13 protein-coding genes and 1 riboswitch are annotated in these 17092 nt (G+C 48.6%); of the genes, 12 read left to right on the forward strand and 1 reads right to left on the reverse strand.

Features of this window, described 5'->3' with window-relative positions:
• Window positions 1–133: 133 nt before the first annotated feature.
• Window positions 134–3430 carry a DEAD/DEAH box helicase gene (locus BM415_RS00120; RefSeq protein ID WP_091153310.1) on the forward strand — a complete coding sequence of 1099 codons (3297 nt, stop codon included), beginning with the start codon at window positions 134–136 and terminating at the stop codon, window positions 3428–3430.
• An 82-nt stretch (window positions 3431–3512) separates the two neighbouring features.
• On the opposite strand, the gene BM415_RS00125 is transcribed toward BM415_RS00120, so the two are convergent.
• A complete protein-coding gene (locus BM415_RS00125; protein ID WP_076312214.1) occupies window positions 3513–3749 on the reverse strand; it encodes a DUF896 domain-containing protein in 237 nt (78 codons plus the stop codon).
• Window positions 3750–3960: 211 nt separating this feature from the next.
• Window positions 3961–4087, forward strand: a riboswitch (TPP riboswitch).
• Window positions 4088–4234: 147 nt separating this feature from the next.
• On the opposite strand from BM415_RS00125, the gene BM415_RS00130 reads away from it, so the two are divergent.
• From BM415_RS00130 to BM415_RS00180, 11 genes are all read left to right on the forward strand, one after another.
• The gene (locus tag BM415_RS00130; RefSeq protein WP_091153313.1) at window positions 4235–4843 is read left to right on the forward strand and encodes a YkoF family thiamine/hydroxymethylpyrimidine-binding protein; all 609 of its coding nucleotides are present in this window, start codon (window positions 4235–4237) and stop codon (window positions 4841–4843) included.
• 3 nt (window positions 4844–4846) lie between these two features.
• Window positions 4847–5425: an ECF transporter S component gene (locus BM415_RS00135; protein WP_091153315.1), complete on the forward strand. Its 579-nt coding sequence runs from the start codon at window positions 4847–4849 to the stop codon at window positions 5423–5425.
• Window positions 5425–8088, forward strand: coding sequence for an energy-coupling factor transporter ATPase (locus BM415_RS00140; protein WP_170862318.1), 2664 nt, complete (start codon window positions 5425–5427; stop codon window positions 8086–8088). Before BM415_RS00135 ends, BM415_RS00140 begins: the two co-directional genes overlap by 1 nt.
• Window positions 8089–8262: 174 nt before the next feature.
• Window positions 8263–9315 (forward strand): Delta(5) desaturase DesA, encoded by a 1053-nt coding sequence (locus BM415_RS00145; protein WP_091153319.1) that lies wholly within the window; start codon window positions 8263–8265, stop codon window positions 9313–9315.
• 118 nt (window positions 9316–9433) lie between these two features.
• A complete protein-coding gene (locus BM415_RS00150; RefSeq protein WP_091158932.1) occupies window positions 9434–10555 on the forward strand; it encodes a sensor histidine kinase in 1122 nt (373 codons plus the stop codon).
• Window positions 10556–10572: 17 nt separating this feature from the next.
• Window positions 10573–11172, forward strand: coding sequence for a response regulator transcription factor (locus BM415_RS00155; RefSeq protein WP_091153321.1), 600 nt, complete (start codon window positions 10573–10575; stop codon window positions 11170–11172).
• 256 nt (window positions 11173–11428) lie between these two features.
• The gene (locus tag BM415_RS00160) at window positions 11429–12115 is read left to right on the forward strand and encodes a pectate lyase (protein ID WP_170862319.1); all 687 of its coding nucleotides are present in this window, start codon (window positions 11429–11431) and stop codon (window positions 12113–12115) included.
• A gap of 235 nt (window positions 12116–12350) precedes the next feature.
• Window positions 12351–13043 (forward strand): methionine ABC transporter ATP-binding protein, encoded by a 693-nt coding sequence (locus BM415_RS00165; RefSeq protein WP_244533236.1) that lies wholly within the window; start codon window positions 12351–12353, stop codon window positions 13041–13043.
• 74 nt (window positions 13044–13117) lie between these two features.
• The gene (locus BM415_RS00170; RefSeq protein WP_244533237.1) at window positions 13118–13747 is read left to right on the forward strand and encodes a methionine ABC transporter permease; all 630 of its coding nucleotides are present in this window, start codon (window positions 13118–13120) and stop codon (window positions 13745–13747) included.
• Window positions 13748–13780: 33 nt separating this feature from the next.
• The gene (locus BM415_RS00175) at window positions 13781–14638 is read left to right on the forward strand and encodes a MetQ/NlpA family ABC transporter substrate-binding protein (protein ID WP_244533238.1); all 858 of its coding nucleotides are present in this window, start codon (window positions 13781–13783) and stop codon (window positions 14636–14638) included.
• Between the two features lie 185 nt (window positions 14639–14823).
• On the forward strand, window positions 14824–17061 hold the full coding sequence (locus BM415_RS00180) for a choice-of-anchor I family protein (protein WP_091153327.1): 2238 nt from the start codon (window positions 14824–14826) through the stop codon (window positions 17059–17061).
• The last annotated feature ends 31 nt before the right edge of the window (window positions 17062–17092 follow it).

A 17092-nucleotide genomic window follows, 5' to 3' on the forward strand; every position in this document is an offset into this window, starting at 1 on the left:
GTCAAGCGTCCGGTGCTTTTTTTGCTGTATAAAAATAGGCGTGGCTTGTGAAGTGAAACTATCGCGCATTAATGGTATCATTGCAGTTACAAGAATTGAAACGTGATAGCCAGAAGGAAGGTAACAAAGCGAAATGACGACAATGCTGAATCGGAAGAAGATTAAACTGATGTGCGGCAAGAAGTTTTATGAACGTGGTGAAGAATACTACAATGCGGGCATGGTAGGTATAACCTTATCGGACGCATCGGCGGGCAATTTTCAGGCCGTAGTTAAGGGCGGCGGCAAAAATAAATATGATGTTTCAATCCAGTTGAAGGCCGGAGGAGATATTGAAGCACAATGCACTTGTCCTGCCTACAATAATTACAATTATTATTGCAAGCATATTGCCGCTGCCCTCCTTCAGATTAATGAGATGCAGCAGGAGGGGCGCATTGAGGTGAACGCTTACCCCTCTTTGCTTCATCCCGAGACGGTTGTTCCAGAGGGGAGATTAACCCCGCGCTACCACAGAGAAGCGAGCGAGGAGCAGATCATAGAGGATGTGCTGGCTCTCTTCAGCAGTACGGCTAAGGTGAGTCCAGCTGCAAAATATATTATGGAGACAAGAGAGCCTCTGAGCATCGAGTATCTAATTAAGCTGGTTCCATACGGTCTGAACAAGCATATGATTGGATTGGAGATGAAGCTTGGAGCGAGGCGCTTGTATATCGTTCAGCAGATGAAGCAGTTTCTAAGCCGGATGCAGCATGGGGGATCGTATGTCTTTTCGAAGAATTTCACCTATAACCCCGAAGCTCATTATTTCAAACCCCATGACGAAGCTGTGTTGAAAGAGCTGATCCAATTGGAGCGTCAGGAGGAAATGTATCACGAGTCGTTAAACTCCTATCCGGGACGCGGCAAGAACCAGGACAGGCTGCTGCTGATTCCCCCGCTGGCGTGGGAACAAATCGCCCCACTGCTTCAGAATGTGCCTGAGGCATATACGCAGCAGGAAGAGCAGATATTCAGCGGAGTTTCCCTTACGGACAGCTTGCTGCCGCTTGATTTTGAATTTAACAAGACGGACACAGGCGCAGGCTATGAGCTGACGGCTATGGGAATCCGTGATGTCCTGATCCTGCCTGAGTATCGGATGGCGGTGAAAAACGGCATTTTCTACAAAATGTCAGAGGAATCCGTCAGCCAGATCGCAGGCTTGCAGGAGAAGCTGTCACGTGTACATTTTCCGAAGCTCACGATACCTGCCAAGCAGATGGGACCTTATATCGAGAAGGTCGTCCCGGGTCTAATGCGGCTCGGACGAGTACATCTGGCAGAGGAAGTGTCCAGTCACATGGTCCAGGTGCCGCTGAAGGCAAGGCTGTATCTGGATCGCGTTCGGGACAAGCTGCTGGCGAGTCTCGAATTCCAGTATGGAGATGTCGTGATCAATCCAGTGGAGGAGAAGGTGAGGCTCCCGGAGAACAAGATCATTATTCGGGACAAGTCACAAGAGGAACAAATTATCCGGCTGATGCAAACAAGTGATTTTACCCAGACGGAATCTGGATATTACCTGGAGAATGAGGATGCGGAATTTGATTTTTTGTATTACACAATGCCTCAGCTTGAGCAGCTGCTTGATGTGTATGCCACTTCGGCAGTGAAGGTTAGGATTCTGTCTGAGCCGGTCAGCCCGAAGCTTCATGTGGATATGGATGAGCGGACGGACTGGATGGAATTCAAATTTGATATTAACGGCATACCGCTGAATGAAATCAAGCACGTGATAGAGAGTGTGGAGGCAAAAAGAAGATATCATAGGCTGTCGAATGGGGCACTTATGCCCTTGTCAGCTTCTGCCTTTCAAGAGATTGTGAGACTCATGAACGACATGGGCTTTCGCAAGGGAGAGATCGACGACGGGATCATGAAGCTTCCGGTCGCAGCAGGTCTTAAGATAATGGACCGGGATCTGGGGGAGCAAGTACAGCTTGGCAGCAGACTGAAGGAATTTATAGGGAACCTCGCCCATCCAGAACATATGGATTTTCCCATTCCTGATAGGCTCGCTCCTATACTGAGGGACTATCAGAAGCAGGGCTATCAATGGATGAAGACGCTCGCCTCCTATCGGTTTGGCGGTATTCTGGCAGACGATATGGGACTCGGCAAAACGCTTCAGAGCATCACCTATATCGTGTCTGAGCTTCAAACCATACGGGAGCATAAGCAGCCCGTAATGATCGCAGCGCCTGCTTCCCTCATCTACAATTGGAAGAATGAGCTTGAGAAATTTGCTCCAGAGCTCACGACAATCATCGTAGACGGAACCAAACCGGAGCGACTGAAGATCATCCGTGAGCATACCGCGGTGGATGTACTTATCACCTCCTATCCGCTTCTGCGCATGGATGCGGATATGTATAGTGAAAGGCATTTCCATGCCTTTATTATGGATGAAGCGCAGGCGTTCAAGAATCATGTGACACAAACTGCACATGCGGTAAAATCAGTCAGTGCAAGACATCGTTTCGCACTCACCGGAACACCGATCGAGAACCGTCTGGAAGAGCTATGGTCTATCTATGACGTTGTCTTTCCAGAGCTGTTTCAAGGCAGAAAAGCCTTTAATGAGTTGCCAAGAGAAGTAGTTGCTCGTAGAATCCGTCCGTTCCTGCTGCGCCGTGTGAAGGCAGATGTCCTTGCGGAGCTGCCGGAGAAGATTGAGTCCTTGCACACTTCCGAGCTGCTGACCGAGCAGAAGAAGCTCTATGTTGCCTTCTTGGCCAAGCTGCGGGCAGAGACCGTGAAGCATCTGAGCGAGAAGCAGTTCGACAAGAATCGAATCAAGATCTTGGCTGGCTTGACCCGGCTAAGACAGCTGTGCTGCCATCCTGGTCTATTTGTAGAAGGATATACGGGAAGCTCTGCGAAATTCGAGCAGCTGTTGGAGCTCATCGAAGAAAGCCGAAGCGCAGGCAAAAGGGTGCTGCTCTTCTCTCAATTTACTGAAATGCTGGGCATCATCGGCAGGGAGCTCGGGGCTCAAGGGGTTCCATTCTTTTATCTGGATGGGCAGACACCGGGCCAAGAGCGTGTTGAAATGTGCCAGCGCTACAACGAAGGAGAGAAGGATTTCTTCCTGATATCGCTGAAGGCCGGCGGTACAGGACTTAACTTGACGGGGGCGGATACCGTTATTCTGTATGATCTATGGTGGAACCCTGCGGTAGAAGACCAGGCAGCGAGCCGGGCACACCGGATGGGACAGAAGAACGTGGTTCAGGTGATCCGGCTGGTGAGCCGTGGAACGGTAGAGGATAAAATGTACGAGCTTCAGCAGCGCAAGAAAAATCTCATAGAAGAAATTATTCAGCCCGGTCAGGAATCATCATCCGCCTTAAGTGAGGAAGAAATCCGCGAAATACTGGCGATCTAGCATGTATGATCCTGAAGAAAGAAAAGGATAGAATCGACAGATACCCGCTGCGTACGGGTATTCGATTCTATCCTTTTATACATTAATTGAGCTTTGATTTATCCTGCTGCTGCTCAAGCTTGAGTTTCTCTGGAGTGACGTCGTCCCCATTCGGATCAACGATGGTCAGTCCGGATATCGTGGACAATACCTGTCCGCGGATGGCCTTCAAATATTCCTCACGAAGCGCCTTCTGCTCGGTAATTTCCTCCGGCGTGAGGCCTTCCTTCTTCTGTTTGCGGCTCAGCTCATTGATTCTATTTAATGAAGGGATCTCCATGGTATCAGCCTTCCTTTCAAGTAACATTGTATCATGACAGTTTACTGTATGAAGCAGCTTTATGCAACCCGAATAGGTAGAAGATAGGCTGTTATCTGCCTTGCTGCTTAAATTCTTCTTAAACAATTCAGATATATCGCTGAATTAATCCAAACTTTACAAAACAGGAGAAAGCAGTATAATGGGATACGATTGGAACAGCATAATCGAAATGTAGCACTAGGGGTGCCTTAACTGGCTGAGAGACCAATACGTCGATGAAGGAAATGGACGATGGCGGTTAACCCTTTACACCCGATCTAGATCATACTAGCGTGGGGAAGTGCGGGGATATGAAATGATAATAGCCCATTCAAATCTGAACCGAAGGCTTCGGTTCAGATGAAGTAAGATTTTGGGCTTCACATTTTATTGAGCTGCACTCACTTAGGGGTGCAGCTCTTTTTGTGTTGTTTCAACAATACTTGACCTGAGGAGATGGAGCAATGAGTACAGAAGTCTGTGGAACAAGCCGAATCGTGGGCTGTCGTTTTTCGCTATATCCGATGAGTGATCGGTTTGTTGATATTATTCTTGGTGCGATCAAGGAGGCAGACACCTCCAAGGTATGGACAGAGACCGGTGATGTAAGTACTTGCGTACGAGGCAGGCTGGAGCATGTGTTTGATGTAATGAAGGCGATCTTTCTGCATGCGGCAAATACAGGCGAGCACGTAGTGTTCAGCGGCACCTTCTCTATTGGCTGTCCGGGTGATTCGGCGGGTGAAGTGTATATGTCAGAAGATGCCGCTCGAATGAATGAAGATACGGTATCCTCCATCCGTATGGAAGGAGCGGCGGAATATGCGCTGTACGCTCTCGGGGAGCCGGAATACATGAAGAAGATTGCGCATGTCGTTGATATTGCGAAGGACGATGGCAGCTACGGTGGGGGCATACATTACGCTACACGCCTTGAAGGAGATGTACATACGATCTTTAAGACATTGGAGCAGTCCTTTGAAGTGACGCAGGAGTCGGTGTCCCATGTCGTGATGACTGTAACCCTGTCCTGCAACAGTCCGTCCAAAAAGGTACAAGGGAAGGTGGTATAGCTTATGGGAGCCTGGAAGCTGCGTGACATTATCGTATTAAGCTCATTGTCCGTTGTTTTTGCTGTCATTTATCTCGTGTTCTTACAGATTGGAAATCTGCTGACAGGTGTTATGGGGCCGATGGGTTATGAGGTGATCTTCGGAATCTGGTTCATTGTCTCGATCATTGCTGCCTACATTATTCGTAAGCCAGGGGCTGCCTTTCTGTCAGAAACGATTGCCGGCATCATTGAAGTCCTGATTGGAAATACAACGGGACCCATTCTTATCGTATCGGCCATGATACAAGGTCTTGGAGCTGAAGCGGTCTTTGCGGCTGTTCGTTATCGTAAATATTCGCTCCCGGTCCTGATGCTGTCAGGTATTGGTGCGGCGGTGTTCAGCTTCGCCTGGGGCTACTTCCGATCCGGCTTCGCCGCTTTATCACCTGAATTTGTCATCGCGATGCTGGGGGTTCGTATCATCAGTGGGGCACTCCTGGCCGGTCTGCTTGGAAAATGGATCGCGGATGCGCTTGTTCGGACCGGTGTGCTGCGGAGCTTTCCGGTTGCCAAAGCAGCAGCCCGGTCACACAAAGCATAATGGTACTCCAACCGCGTAAAGATCAGCCGGCTGATGAGATACTCAGATCCTCTGCTGCCATTGAAGTGAGAGATTTAACGCTGAAGTTCGAAGAAGAAGCTGCGCTCATATTAAACGGGGTTACATTCGACTTGAATCCAGGTGAAATGCTGCTGCTCCTGGGACCTAGCGGCAGCGGTAAGAGCTCATTGGCGCTGTGTCTGAACGGAATTTATCCGCAAGAGATCGAGAGTATGGTTACGGGAAGTGTCAGGATATGGGGCAGATCCATGACAGAAGAGAGTGCAGCCGTACATGCACAAGCAGTAGGAATCGTCTTTCAAGATGTAGACAGCCAGTTCTGCATGCTGACAGTGGAAGAAGAAGCTGCCTTCTGCCTGGAGAACGTGGGATGTCCACATGAGAGGATCAGCGGCCGAATAGATGAAGCACTTCAGATGGTTGATTTGCACCAGTACAGGACAGCGCAGATTCATACACTCTCGGGCGGTATGAAGCAGCGTCTAGCTATCGCCTGTGCACTCGCACTTCGGCCCGGCATCCTTGTGCTGGATGAACCGACGGCTAATCTTGACCCGGTTTCTACTCGAAATCTGGCTCAGCTCATCTCATTACTTCGCAAGAAGCATGGAATAACCGTCCTTCTGATCGAGCATCAGCTGGATGCCTGGATGGCTGATGTTGATCGTATTGTCTTAATGGATCACGAAGGGCGAATATGTCGAATGGCTGCGCCAGACGTATTTTTTTCCATGTATCGTGCTGAACTGGATCAAATGGGAATTTGGGTGCCCGGACCAGTGAGCCTGCAGCGGCAATTATGTGAACATGTACCTGGAACGGCTGAAGTCCTTCCACTTACGGCAGAGGAGCTCATTGATTATTGGAGATCGCGTCCGGTGCTTGAGCAAGAACAGGTTAGTCATTACTTGCGGGAGAGGGCTGAGCAATCTCCGTTTCCTCGAAGAGATGAAGAGAGACGGGATCCGGTGCTGGAGGCCCAAGGTATAACATTCTATCGGCAGAATCGGCCAGTCATTCAGAATGTCTCTCTAAGTGTAAGGGGAGGTGAATTCATTGCCGTAACTGGACCGAACGGAGCAGGAAAGTCTACCCTGGCCGGGCTTCTGTCCGGATTGCTCACGCCTAAGGAGGGGCGGGTGCTGGCTGGCGGAGAGGATATGACCCGGCTGCCGGAGTCCATCATTCGCAAGCGGGTGGGCCTCGTCTTTCAGCATCCCGAGCATCAGTTCGTCACGGATAAAGTGAGCGAGGAGCTTGCATTTGGACTGCGTTTGCAGGGCATACCCGAGAGAGAGGTTCAGCTAAGGTCAGCTGAGCTTCTAGCCGAGTTTCGTCTATCCCATCTTGCAGATCGCAGTCCTTATGCACTGAGTCAGGGCCAGAAACGAAGGCTGAGCGTGGCTTCAATGCTTGTGGAAGAGCAGCAGGTGCTCATATGTGATGAGCCCACCTACGGGCAGGATGCCTATGCATCTCTGCGGCTGCTGGAAGCACTGAAGGCAAGGGTCCGGCAAGGGCTTACTGTTATCATGATTACACATGATATGGAGTGGGTCCGGGCATATGCGAGCCGTGTGATCGTGGTGGTGGATGGAGGAATAGAACTGGATGACAGCGCGACAACATTGTGGCACTGGCCCGAGGACAGACTTGCCGGGGTGAAGCTGGTGCTGCCGCTTGAGGTACAGCTGGCAAGAGCACTCGAAGCAAACACAGACACCGCAACGAACAGGGACATCGCAACAAGCACAGGCATTGGAACAGGCACAGACCTCACAACGGAGAGGGACTTCTCTAACCCACACCCCGCTCACGCGGCATTGCTTGCTTCCGAAAGTGCTCAGCACGCCGGTTGGAATCTTCACCAGATGAATCCGAGTATCAAGGCACTTGCAGTTACCCTTGGCGTCATTCTGCTGTCCTTTGCGTTTGATCCCATAACACAGCTCAGCGCTTTAATGGTAACGATCCTGCTTACGGCTCGGCTTGGTCAAGTATCCTGGCGCAGATGGCTGCTGCTGTTTGCTCCGTTTCTGATCATGGCACTCGGCTACGTATGGACAGCTATCGTTTTCCCTAGAGAAAGCATCGCTATGGATGATGTAGTATGGATCAGGATCGGAGGCTTTGAGGCAGGTCGAGAAACGGTGCTTACCGCTCTGTCCCTCGGACTTCGTACCCTCGCATTCTCTGCGCTCTCGCTCTTGTTCATTCTTACGACTGATCCAGTGAAGCTGATGTTTAGCCTGATGCAGCAGTGCAAGCTGTCTCCGAAGCTGGCTTACGGGGTTATGGCGGGTTATCGCTTCTTGCCGCTATTTCGGGAAGAGCTTGCGACCATGCAGCAGGCTCACCGTATGCGTGGGATTCTGCGGCAGAGGGGAGTTCGCTTTTTTCTTCATGCCTTCAAGAGGTACTCTATTCCGCTGCTTGCCAGCAGTATCCGCAAATCCGAACGGGTAGCCGTCGCCATGGTATCAAGAGGATTCACTGGGGTGCGCAATCGCGACTTTTACTTGAAGCTTCAGGTAAGGTGGCAGGATTGGTGCTTCCTGTTGGTACTGCTGGCTGCAATCTCAGCATGTTTTATCCTGGCTGATCAGCTTGGTTATTTGGAATGGTATGGAGGACAACTGTAAGAGGATAATCTGCGCAGGTGGAGGATACATGACATTTGTCATACTCATGACTTGACGTTTATGACTTCAAGGGGTGACATTCTTCTTCTATAATGGAAGGAGAATAGGGACGCGAGTACATAGGATCGTTATGCTTCGATCTCTGTGCTGTCCTGATATGAAGGAGACGATGTCATGTCTGCATCATTTAAAACCCAGTTGAAAAAGGAAGTGGCTCCTTACGAAAGAACGGAGCTTAAAGCAAGTGTAATCCAAATGGTAAATACGCTTATTCCTTTATTTGTGCTTTGGTATTTGGCATATGCAAGTCTGTCTGTATCCTACTGGCTCACCTTGCCTATAACCCTGGTTGCTTCCGGTTTTGTCATTCGGACATTTATCATCTTTCATGACTGCTGTCATGGTTCATTTTTCAAAAATAAAAAAGCCAATAACATTGTGGGTACGCTGACAGGTGTCATCTCACTTACCCCTTACATGCAATGGAAATACAGTCATTCGATGCATCATGCTTCCAGCGGTAATCTGGATAAACGGGGGATCGGCGATATCTGGATGATGACCGTCACCGAATATAATGAATCTCCATGGTATACAAAGCTATATTATCGTGTTTATCGTAATCCGATCATTCTGTTCGGTATCGGTCCAATTGCAGTATTTTTGCTGCAATATCGATTTAATCGGCGCGATGCCAAGCGCAAAGAACGCTTAAATACGTATTTGACGAATCTGCTCATTGTGACTGTGTACGCGCTTCTAATCCTGGCCATTGGCTGGAAGGCGTTCCTGCTTGTACAGGTGCCGATATTCTATTTTGCCAGCATGCTTGGCATTTGGCTGTTTTATGTACAGCACACCTTTGAGGATTCTTATTTTGAGAATGAGGAAGAATGGTCCTATATTCAAGCTGCTGTTGAAGGCAGCTCCTATTATAAGCTTCCGAAGCCGCTGCAGTGGATCACGGGAAATATCGGATTCCATCATGTTCACCATCTGAGCCCAAGAGTGCCAAACTACCATTTGGAAGAGGCGCACAACGCCACGCCGCCTTTGCAGCAAGCAACGACGATTACCGTAATAGAGAGCTTCCAGGCGATGAGATTCCGATTATGGAATGAGGAAATGAAGAAATTCGTAACATTCAGGCAATATAAGAAAGGGCAGCGTCTTAAGGAGCGAGCGCAGCGCGAGCTTGCATCAAGAAGACTGCAGCCATTCAAATAGGAAGCATAAGACCCCAATGCTTATGGTAAGATGACTATAGATGATCATTTCATCTGTAGTCTTTTTACTGTTAAGATGGATAATTTTAGAAATGAGCAGGTGAGCTTAAGTGAACAGCATGCATCGCTGGCAGGATATGTTCCGCAAGAATACGGGCCTGAACCCTTATGTGTGGCTGGTCTGTTTTATATTGCCGTTTTATTTTATTATCGGATCTTCTTCCAGAGGATATATTGTATTTGGTGTTTTGCTGATCATCCTCTTCTTTGCTTCAAATCTGCTTGGCCTTGTCATGAGGGGATGGCCGGTATACATCTGGTATGGTATGCAAATCGCGATTTCGGTTATGATGGCGCTCATTTTTGGCTTTGTTTATTTTTCTCTGTTTCTAGCTTTCTTCATCGGGACGATTCAAAATAAGGCTGGGTTTATTACGCTTTATACCGTACACCTCGTCAGCACCTTTATTACGATTAATTACTCACTGGCTTCGGCCAATGAAGTCGTCATTAAGCAGCTTCCCTTCGTGCTGATCAGTATGATGGCTGTTATTTTGCTGCCTGTCAGCACCTATAACAAAAATAAACAAGATCGGCTTGAAGGCCAGCTGGAGAATGCGAATAAACGGATCTCCGAACTGGTTAAGCTCGAAGAAAGGCAGAGAATTTCTCGTGACCTGCATGATACTTTGGGTCAGAAGCTGTCGCTGATTGGCCTGAAGAGTGAACTGGCGGGTAAGCTCGTCATCCGTGACCCAAAGCGTGCGCAGAGTGAAATGGATGATGTGCGGCAAACGGCACGCACCGCACTGAAGGAAGTGCGCGAGATGGTAACCCAAATGAGAGGCGCGCGGCTGGAGGACGAGCTGTTTCGAATCCGTCAAATTTTGAAGGCAGCTGACATTGAGCTTCATATTGAAGGAGAAGAGCATTTGAGTGACCTATCCTTAATGAATGAGAATGTGCTTGGAATGTCGCTGAAGGAAGCCGTGACGAATGTAGTGAAGCATAGCGAGGCGACCCGGTGTGATATAACGATTCACCCTGAGCGAACCGAGCTGGCAATCATCGTGAAGGATAACGGGCGAGGGATTGGAGAAGCGGCTAAGAAGTCTAGGGGCAATGGTCTAAGAGGAATGAAGGAACGACTTGAATTTGTAAACGGCAGTCTCCAAATCACAACGCATGAAGGAACCGAGCTGCGTATTGCTGTGCCACATGCAGTACTCGCGGCAGAGTGAAATAGGGGTGAATTATCTTGATACGAATTGTCATTGCAGAAGATCAGCGTTTGCTGTTAGGGGCTCTTGCTTCGCTGCTGGATCTTGAAGAGGATATGAAAGTGATCGGAAGGGCGAACAATGGAGAGGATGCAATCAAGCTTGTCCATCAGTATGAGCCGGATATTTGCATCATGGATATTGAGATGCCGGTTAAGAATGGGCTCGACGCCGCTGAGGAAATCAAGGGCAGGGACTGCAAAGTCATTATACTGACTACATTTGCCCGTACGGGTTATTTTGAGCGCGCCCTTAAGGCAGGTGTCAGCGGGTACTTGCTCAAGGACAGTCCGATTGAGGAGCTGGCCCAGACGATTCGAAGTGTCATGTCAGGAAGAAGAATCTATGCGGCAGAGCTGGTTGACGAAGGTTATGGTGAGAAGAACCCGCTGACCGATCGGGAGAAGGCTGTGCTTGAGCTGATTGCAGATGGCAAGAATACGAAGGAAATTTCAGATGAGCTGTACATTACGACAGGAACGGTACGCAATTATGTGTCGGTCATCCTGGACAAGCTCGGAGTCAGCAACCGGATTGAGGCCATCAAGCATTTCAAGGAAAAAGGCTGGTTTAAGTAAAAACACTTCTAATGATTATGTGTGTTACGATGAGATACAGAATATAACCTTGCATGTAATGAATCAGCTGATTCCGGTGTGTTGCTGCACACTTAGACTTCAATTATTCATTAAAGAGGACCACCTTGTCTAATGATTATTCCGGTACTTTTCTATCCCTTGATATACTGGAACACACGAAGCAAGTGAAGGTGCACATTCACCTGTATCGTGAGGACTTGTATTCAAATTATACGGGTAAAGGATGGGATTGATTATGAAGACAGTGCTCAAGAAACGTTTAACAGGAGCTTTGTTATCTACGACTCTGGTTGCGGCAGCATTTGGTATACTGCCAGGAAGTATGAATGCGGCTACAACTGTAAATGAAACCATCATTGTGCCTGCGGGACAAACTTATGACGGGCAGGGACAAACCTTTGTAGCCAACCCGAATACGCTTGGTGACGGTGGACAAGGTGAAGGACAGAAGCCAGTGTTCAGACTTGAAGCGGGAGCCACATTAAAGAACGTTGTTCTTGGCGCACCTGCAGCAGACGGGGTACACTGTTATGGAAACTGTAATATCACGAATGTAACTTGGCAGGATGTGGGCGAGGACGCATTAACCTTGAAATCCTCCGGAACGGTGAACATCACAGGCGGAGCAGCTTATAAAGCCTACGATAAAGTATTTCAAGCGAATGCAGCAGGTACATTCAATATTAAGAACTTCAGAGCCGACGATATCGGCAAGCTTGTTCGTCAGAATGGCGGAACCTCCTATAAAGTGGTGATGAATGTGGACAGCTCGGATATTTCGAACGTCAAGGATTCGATTCTGCGAACAGACAGCAGTACTTCCACTGGCAGGATCACGAATACTCGTTATCATGATGTGCCTACTCTATTCAAAGGCTTTGCTTCAGGGAACACCTCCCAGTCCGGGAATACACAGTACTGAGACTAGTGATTTTTTCAACATTTAGACCTTAAATGTTGAAAAAGCGGGGAATTTCAGGCACATATATGCTATAATCTATAAGGTTGTATTTTTTGAAAAAGTGTTACACACGCTCGCCCGGGTTATGTACTTCTATCCGGTGCGGGCTCTTTTATGATTAAGGAGGACTGAATTTTACGTGATATCGCTAAGCCATGTCAGCAAGACATTCGGGGCAGGGCATCATGGCAGTGGCTTGACCGTCGTTAATGATGTGTCTCTTCATATCGAGCAAGGGACCATTCACGGCATTATCGGAGCAAGCGGCGCGGGAAAGTCTACTCTTCTTCGTATGATGAATGTATTGGAAAGGCCGGACCAGGGACAAGTCTTCATGGGGGATCAGGAGCTGACCCAGATGAAGGAAGGCGAGCTGCGGGAAGCGAGAAGAAGAATCGGAATGATCTTTCAGCATTTCAATCTGCTGTCCAATCGAACCGTGCATGGAAATGTCGCTGTTCCGCTTGAGCTTGCTGGCGTTTCACGAGATGAACGCAATCAGCGGGTTCAGGAATACTTACAGTTTGTTGGCCTCTCAGACAAGGCGGCACAATATCCTGCTCAGCTCAGCGGTGGGCAGAAGCAGCGGGTAGCCATTGCCAGAGCGCTTGCGAATCAGCCTCAGGTACTGCTCTGTGATGAACCTACATCCGCACTTGATCCGAAGACAACAGGCGGTGTACTGGAGCTGCTGGAGCATGTCAACAGGGAAATGGGTATTACCATCGTCATCGTTACCCATGAGGTATCTGTTGTGGAGCGGCTGTGCCAATCCGTCTCCTTCATGGATTCGGGCAAGCTCCTCCGGACGGTACAGCTGGCAGAGGGGGCTCTCCCTCCAGATATGCTGGCCTGGTACGAGGAACAGGAAGCAGGTGACGAGGGATGAGTGATTTTTTTATAGGCCTATACGATTATGTCGTTAATTTCTATCCTAATTATGTGGAGACCTATTCTTCTGAAATGTGGGAATCGATCGGACAGACTTTTCTGATGGTCGGTATCTCACTGGCAGCGGCCATACTGCTGGGCCTTCCACTGGGAACACTTTTGTACTTGACGCGCAAAGGACAGAAATATGAGAATCGGACGCTATTTGGCGTACTCGACTTTGTCGTTAACATTGTCCGGTCGTTCCCGTTCCTGCTGCTGGTCGTATTCATGATTCCTTTTACCCGAATGATTGTGGGGACAGCACTTGGAACCGTCGCTGCTTCCGTACCGCTTGCCGTAGTGGCGATTGCCACCTATTCGCGTCTGGCAGAACAATCACTGCTTGAAGTGCCAAGAGGGGTTGTGGAAGCATCCTCGTCTATGGGAGCGACACTCCCGCAGTTTATATTCAAATTTTTGTTTGTTGAGGCACGTTCCGGCTTGGTCCGAGGCCTTACCACTTCAACCATCAGCTTCATTTCGTACTCGACCGTGGTCGGTGTCGTGGGGGGCGGCGGGATTGGAGACTTTGCCATTCGCTATGGTTATCAAAGATATGAGACTGAGCTTATGGTGTTTACGATTATGATCATGATTGTGCTTGTGCAGTTGGTTCAATATTTAGGTAATCTGTTATCGAGAAGCTTGGACAAACGCTAAACTAATTCAAATTTGGAAGGGAACTTGTAATTGATGAGAACATTAAGCAGCAAACGAGTTATGAAGTGGACAGGGCTCCTATTATTAGTGACAATAATGCTGGTCGCGGCGGGCTGCGGCTCCAATAGCGGCGATACAGCTGACAATAATGAAGGCGCATCAGAGACCGGTGAATCCCAGACTTTGCGAGTGGCAAGCAGTCTTCCAGCGATGGTCGATATGATGGAAGCCTTGAAGCCGACTTTGAAGGAAGAAGGAATCGAGCTTGAGGTTGTTAACGTGTCAGACAACATCCAGCCGAACGATGCGCTCAAGAATAATGAAGTGGATGCGAATTTCTTTCAGCATCAGGTGTTCATGCAGCAGTACAATGAGAATGCCGATGCTAACCTGACGGTTGTCACTCCGATTTACCATATCATTTATGGCGGCTATTCCAAGAACTATGACAGTATTGATGCGCTTCCGGAAGGTGCAACGATTGCCATTCCGAACGATCCGGCGAACATCGGACGCTCTCTTGCCATGTTTGATCAGAATGGAATGATCAAGCTGAAGGAAGGCGTAGGCACGGACGGACTTCAATCTGATATTGTGGAGAACCCGAAGAACTACAAGTTCCAGGAAGTGGATCTCTTGATGCTTGCTCGTGCATATGAGGATGTTGATCTGGTAACGATGTATCCTGCATATGCCTCCCCTCTGGGACTCACACCGAAGGACGCGATTGTAACAGAGGAGCTGGATGAGAAATATGCCATTTCACTTGTTGCGCGCGAGGATAACAAGGATTCAGAAGCGATTCAGAAGCTGGCCGAAGTGCTTACCAGCGATGAGGCTAGAAAATATATTGAAGAGAAGCACCCGGATACAATGATTCCGGCGTTCTAATTAACAGGAGGTCCCAGATAACGGGGCCTCCTTCTTTTTTAGGATATGTACATAAGGATCTAATCCTTAAATCTCTCATGTTTGGTTTTACACCTGCCATACAATTTGCTGCTATTCCCTTAATAGTTAGTTTATATAATAGCAAGACGCAGCTTAAATCTATTATTTAATTGGGGAGAGAGAATATGAGAATTAAGGCACGGAGATACATAACCATGTTGCTGGCCGCAGGACTTACCCTTGGTATGGTACCGGTAGGTCCCGCAGACGTATATGCAGATAGCAATGCACTTCAGATCAACAAGATCGGAAGCTATGAAGTAGGTGTTACCAATGCGGATGGCGGTATTGCCGAGATCGTCAGATATAACAAGGACAACGGCAGTTTTTATCTAGTAAACGGAGCTACTCAGCCGCCAAGTCTGGATATTGTGAAGCTTGCCGAAGACGGCAAGACTAGCAAAGTGAACAGCATTAACATTGAGGCGCTTGCGGCAGCAGCTGGTTTTGAGGTCGGCGATTTGACAAGCGTGGATGTGAACACAGTAGGGAAATATGTTGCTGTAGCGGTACAAGAAGAAGCATCCATGAAAGCAGGAAAAGTGCTGGTCTTGGATTACGATGGCAAGCTGCTTAAGGAATATGCGGTTGGTGTACAGCCGGATATGATCAAGATCAGCAAGGACGGACGCTATATTTTGACTGCGGATGAAGGAGAGCCTCGTGATGGCATCGGGGCAGATCCGAAGGGCAGTGTCACAATTATTGATACACGTACAGATGAAGTAAAACAGGTCTTGTTCAACGATCCTTCAGTGATACGCGATGACGTACATATTCGCGGTGATGTAAACGAGGATGGAATTATCGTTTCGATCGGCGCGAAGGAGAAGGCAGAGACGGATTTTGAGCCGGAATATATTGCACTGTCTGACGATAATAAGACGGCTTATGTGGCCCTGCAGGAGAACAATGCCATTGCTGCAATTGATCTGGCAGAGGCGAAGGTAATCTCTGTGCAAGGACTGGGAGCCAAGAATCTGAACGAGCCTGGAAACGAAGCTGACTTGATCTCTGATGGTCAGGTGAAGCTTGAGAATGCTCCTTTCAAAAGCCTGTATATGCCGGATGGCATCGTTTCTTACACGATAAATGGCCAGGCGTATCTCTTCACAGCGAATGAAGGAGATGCTACAGGATGGGAAGGTCTTGAGAATGAGCTCAAGGTATCTGATGTAAAAGAGGACTTCAAGCTGTCTGCATCCTTATCCGAGTGGCTGGGTCAAACGGAGGACTACGACGATGTTCGTGTCATTTCCGAAATGGGTATGAAAAATGGCGTATATGAAGAATTGTACTTGTACGGAGGCCGATCCTTCTCCATCTGGAATGCAGATACGATGGAGCAGGTGTATGATAGCGGAAGTGATTTTGAACGGATTACGGGAGAAATAAATCCTGAATTTTTCAACGTAAGCAATGATGATGAAGAGATGGATGACCGCAGTCCGAAGAAAGGTCCTGAGCCGGAATATGTGGCGGTTGGTGAGGTAGGAGACAAGCTCTATGCCTTTACGGGCCTTGAGAGAACGGGAGGGGTCATGGTATACGATGTGACTAATCCGGAGAATCCCGTGTTTACAAGCTATGTGAATACTCGCAAATATGGTCAAGAGGACATTCTGGCGACAGATACGGGACCGGAAGGTCTGGAATTCATTCCTGCTGCGGACAGTCCGACAGGCAACCCGCTGCTTCTTGTAGCCAATGAAGTAGGCGGCACAGTTACAATTCTAGAAATGAATACAGAGGGAGAAACGGATCCTGGAGAACTTCCGGAAGACAATACACCAGGTGAAACTCCTTCATTTACAGACCTAGAAGGTCACTGGGCGGCTCAAAGTATTACTGAACTTGCTACAAACGGAATCATTCATGGAATAACCAGTGAGCGATTTGCTCCCCATATGTCTGTGACCCGGGCTCAGTTCGCTTCGATGCTCGTTAACGCCCTGGATCTGACTTCAATCTCGGCTGAAGCAAGCAGCTTCACAGATGTAGCTCCGAATGCCTGGTATGCAGCACATGTACAGGCTGCTGTAGAGAATAACCTGATCTCCGGCAGAACCAGCAGCTCTTTTGCTCCCAATGCTCCTGTTACAAGGGCAGAGATGGCCGTAATGGTTGATCGTGCAGCCCGTCTCGTAGACGCTTCGGAGAAAGGAGCGATCTCTATACTGAGCAAGTATAAAGACTTCGCAGACGTGCAGGAATGGGCCAAGGAGAGCTTCGCAAACCTGGTTCACAGCGGTATGATCAAAGGCGATCAAGCTAATCGCCTAAGTCCAACGGCACACACAAGCCGTGCAGAGGCAGCCGAAGTGCTGTACAGACTATTAATCAAGGCAGGGACAATAGAATAAGCAAGATTACTGAGGTAAGTGAGTAATTTAA

Source organism: Paenibacillus sp. 453mf (assembly GCF_900116105.1).
In the GTDB taxonomy this organism is placed as follows: domain Bacteria; phylum Bacillota; class Bacilli; order Paenibacillales; family Paenibacillaceae; genus Paenibacillus; species Paenibacillus provencensis.

What these genes read in the sequence shown, in the direction of transcription:
- BM415_RS00120 (WP_091153310.1), top strand. Translation starts at nt 134, where the DNA reads ATGACGACAATGCTGAATCGGAAGAAGATTAAACTGATGTGCGGCAAG.
- BM415_RS00125 (WP_076312214.1), bottom strand. Translation starts at nt 3,749, where the DNA reads ATGGAGATCCCTTCATTAAATAGAATCAATGAGCTGAGCCGCAAACAG.
- BM415_RS00130 (WP_091153313.1), top strand. Translation starts at nt 4,235, where the DNA reads ATGAGTACAGAAGTCTGTGGAACAAGCCGAATCGTGGGCTGTCGTTTT.
- BM415_RS00135 (WP_091153315.1), top strand. Translation starts at nt 4,847, where the DNA reads ATGGGAGCCTGGAAGCTGCGTGACATTATCGTATTAAGCTCATTGTCC.
- BM415_RS00140 (WP_170862318.1), top strand. Translation starts at nt 5,425, where the DNA reads ATGGTACTCCAACCGCGTAAAGATCAGCCGGCTGATGAGATACTCAGA.
- BM415_RS00145 (WP_091153319.1), top strand. Translation starts at nt 8,263, where the DNA reads ATGTCTGCATCATTTAAAACCCAGTTGAAAAAGGAAGTGGCTCCTTAC.
- BM415_RS00150 (WP_091158932.1), top strand. Translation starts at nt 9,434, where the DNA reads ATGCATCGCTGGCAGGATATGTTCCGCAAGAATACGGGCCTGAACCCT.
- BM415_RS00160 (WP_170862319.1), top strand. Translation starts at nt 11,429, where the DNA reads ATGAAGACAGTGCTCAAGAAACGTTTAACAGGAGCTTTGTTATCTACG.
- BM415_RS00170 (WP_244533237.1), top strand. Translation starts at nt 13,118, where the DNA reads ATGTGGGAATCGATCGGACAGACTTTTCTGATGGTCGGTATCTCACTG.
- BM415_RS00175 (WP_244533238.1), top strand. Translation starts at nt 13,781, where the DNA reads ATGAGAACATTAAGCAGCAAACGAGTTATGAAGTGGACAGGGCTCCTA.
- BM415_RS00180 (WP_091153327.1), top strand. Translation starts at nt 14,824, where the DNA reads ATGAGAATTAAGGCACGGAGATACATAACCATGTTGCTGGCCGCAGGA.